3 protein-coding genes are annotated in these 2,248 nt (G+C 67.8%); 1 reads left to right on the top strand and 2 read right to left on the bottom strand.

What is annotated here, in order from left to right; translation table 11 throughout:
- Window positions 1-30: 30 nt before the first annotated feature.
- Window positions 31-471, bottom strand: a complete 441-nt coding sequence (locus tag ACFYZB_RS46700; RefSeq protein WP_388768264.1) for a hypothetical protein — start codon at window positions 469-471, stop codon at window positions 31-33.
- Window positions 472-745: 274 nt separating this feature from the next.
- Between ACFYZB_RS46700 and ACFYZB_RS46695 the strand changes: the two genes are divergently transcribed.
- Window positions 746-1,537 (top strand): IS5 family transposase, encoded by a 792-nt coding sequence (locus tag ACFYZB_RS46695; protein ID WP_388768262.1) that lies wholly within the window; start codon window positions 746-748, stop codon window positions 1,535-1,537.
- Here ACFYZB_RS46695 and ACFYZB_RS46690 read toward each other — a convergent pair.
- A complete protein-coding gene (locus ACFYZB_RS46690; RefSeq protein ID WP_388768260.1) occupies window positions 1,494-2,045 on the bottom strand; it encodes a hypothetical protein in 552 nt (183 codons plus the stop codon). The genes ACFYZB_RS46695 and ACFYZB_RS46690 overlap by 44 nt on opposite strands.
- Window positions 2,046-2,248: the final 203 nt, after the last annotated feature.

Below are 2,248 nucleotides of genomic sequence, written 5' to 3'. Positions count from 1 at the left end.
CCCTGCCTGCATGCGCCGCTTCTGCCGCGATCACCCGATCAGGACCCCTGTTCGACCAGACAAGCCCGTTGATTGGTAAGCGGAAGCCTTCTCAGTGAGTATGGCGAGCTCCTTCCAGGACAGCCCGGGGCCGGCTTCGTCCGCGCCGCACTGACCGAGATAGCCGAGTCGTCCCCACTGGGGGTGGCGCACGAAGAAGTCGACGTTGTTCACGTCGTGGAAGTTGGCGTACACGACGTATGCGGTATGCCCGCCTGTGAAGGGGACGCGCAGCACAGGCCAAGGCTCTTCAGGGTCACCGAGGCGCTCCACCATCTCCTCATAGACCGCCGAGTCCACCCCGTAACGTTCCGGATCCTCGCTCGGATCGCCCACGGTCAACATGAGATGCGCGAGCCAGAAGGCGGGCTCGCGCGCGAGATCCTCGCCTGCTACCAGCTCGCAGTCCTCCAGATATTCCGGGATGTGCACCGTGAGTAGCTGTTGTCGTTCCGATCTTGAGTGGTGTCCGTCGAACGGAAGTCTCGATTGGGTGGTCGCGGGGTGTTCGGCGCATAGGAGCAGGGCCTCCTGAACAGCTCGTTGGTGTCGAATCACCGAGCAACATCAGGAGGCCCTGGTGCCGCAGTGTTCCGTGTCGACGGCGGGGCAGTCCAGTTCTGTCACGCTGGAGTGTGACTGCCTGGCTCACCGGTTCGGAAACGCCGCCGACAACGGGTTGCGGCAGCCGCGCTATCCGACGGACATGACGGATGCGGAGTGGGCGGCCTTCCGGCCGCTGCTTCCGGTGCCTGGCTGGATGCGCGGCCGCGGAGGGCAACCGGAGGCGTACTGCCACCGGGCGATACTCGATGCGATCCGCTACCTGGTCGACAATGGCATCAAGTGGCGGGCGATGCCTGTCGACTTCCCGCCGTGGGACCGGGCATACGCGTTCTTTCGCCGCTGGCGCGACCACGGCCTGGTCAAGGAGTACCACGACCGGTTGCGTGCGAGGATCCGCGAGAGGCTGGGGCGGGATGCGGAGCCGTCGGCCGGGGTGATCGACTCGCAGTCGGTCAAGGCGGACGCCGTCGTCGGGTCGGACAGCCGCGGCTTCGACGGCGGCAAGCTGATCAACGGGCGCAAGCGGCACGTCGTGGTCGATACCTTCGGCCTGCTGCTGGGCGTGATGGTCACCGCCGCGGACGTCGGCGACCGCACCGCCGCCCAGGTGCTGCTGCGGCAAGTCGCCAACGCGCACCACCGGTTGGAGCTGGTCTGGGCCGACGGCGGCTACACCGGCAGCCTCGTCGAGTACTGCCTGGCCACGCTCGCCCTGGTCCTGGCGATCGTCAAACGCAGCGACGACATGCACGGCTTCGTGGTGTTGCCCAAGCGGTGGATCGTCGAGCGCCTCTTCGCCCACCTGATGCGCACCCGCCGCCTGGCACGCGACTACGAGCGGCGCACCACGAGCGCCGAGGCGATGGTCTACTGGTCGATGACCCTGCTCATGACCCGCCGCCTGGCCCGGCCACGCCCGCAGCCAGCATGAAGCGGCCCGGCTGTTGCTCGGCCAGCCAGCCGCGCGCGACCAGGCGCTTCGCCTTCGACCGCAGTGCCTCCACCCGTGCCGGCACCACGTCCATGCCGAACGTCGCGGCCATCTCCTGGCAGGTCAGCGGCCCTTGATGGAGCCGGGCCCGGTCCGTGAGCGCCCTGAGGATGCGCTGGTAGTCCACCGACAGCACCGACCAGGCCAGCCCCTCACGCCACATCGGAACCTGCGACTTCGTCTTCGCTGCCTCCGGCACCTGCGGCGTCTTTCCGGTCTGCTCCTCGGCGGCCGGCGCTGTCCCCTCGGGCCGGGCGGGGTCCTGCCCGCTCTCGTCCATGGGAGCCAGCACCTCGCCGACCCGCGAGCAGGCGATGGCCCACTCCTGCCATTCCCGTTCGGCCACGGCCAACTCGGCCTGGACACGGTCGGCTTCCTCCCGCAGCTCGTCCACACGACGGCGAGCACTCAGTTCACGCTGTTCCAACAGCCCAACCACCGACGGCATCCACGACCTCCCGGGCGACAGCACGACAGGCCACAACTCCCACGGGATCGCCGAACCTATGCCCGACCAGCGGAAACGCAGTCCTCAGCTCCGGAAAGACAACAGCTTCTAAACCGGCTGAACCCGTCTGGACTGGCACCTTCTCCACCGAACCTCCGTTCTGACGCTGCTGACTCCCGGCCGCACCCGCCGGTGAGGAACCA

Origin of the sequence: Streptomyces sp. NPDC001852, from assembly GCF_042891825.1 — a bacterium.
Classification (GTDB): domain Bacteria; phylum Actinomycetota; class Actinomycetes; order Streptomycetales; family Streptomycetaceae; genus Streptomyces.
Note: the sequence above shows the minus strand (reverse complement) of the source record. Positions and strands in the feature narration are given on the sequence as shown.

Bases quoted from the DNA above. Each gene is read 5' to 3' on its own strand.
- ACFYZB_RS46695 (WP_388768262.1), top strand. From the start codon at position 746: ATGACGGATGCGGAGTGGGCGGCCTTCCGGCCGCTGCTTCCGGTGCCT.
- ACFYZB_RS46690 (WP_388768260.1), bottom strand. From the start codon at position 2,045: ATGCCGTCGGTGGTTGGGCTGTTGGAACAGCGTGAACTGAGTGCTCGC.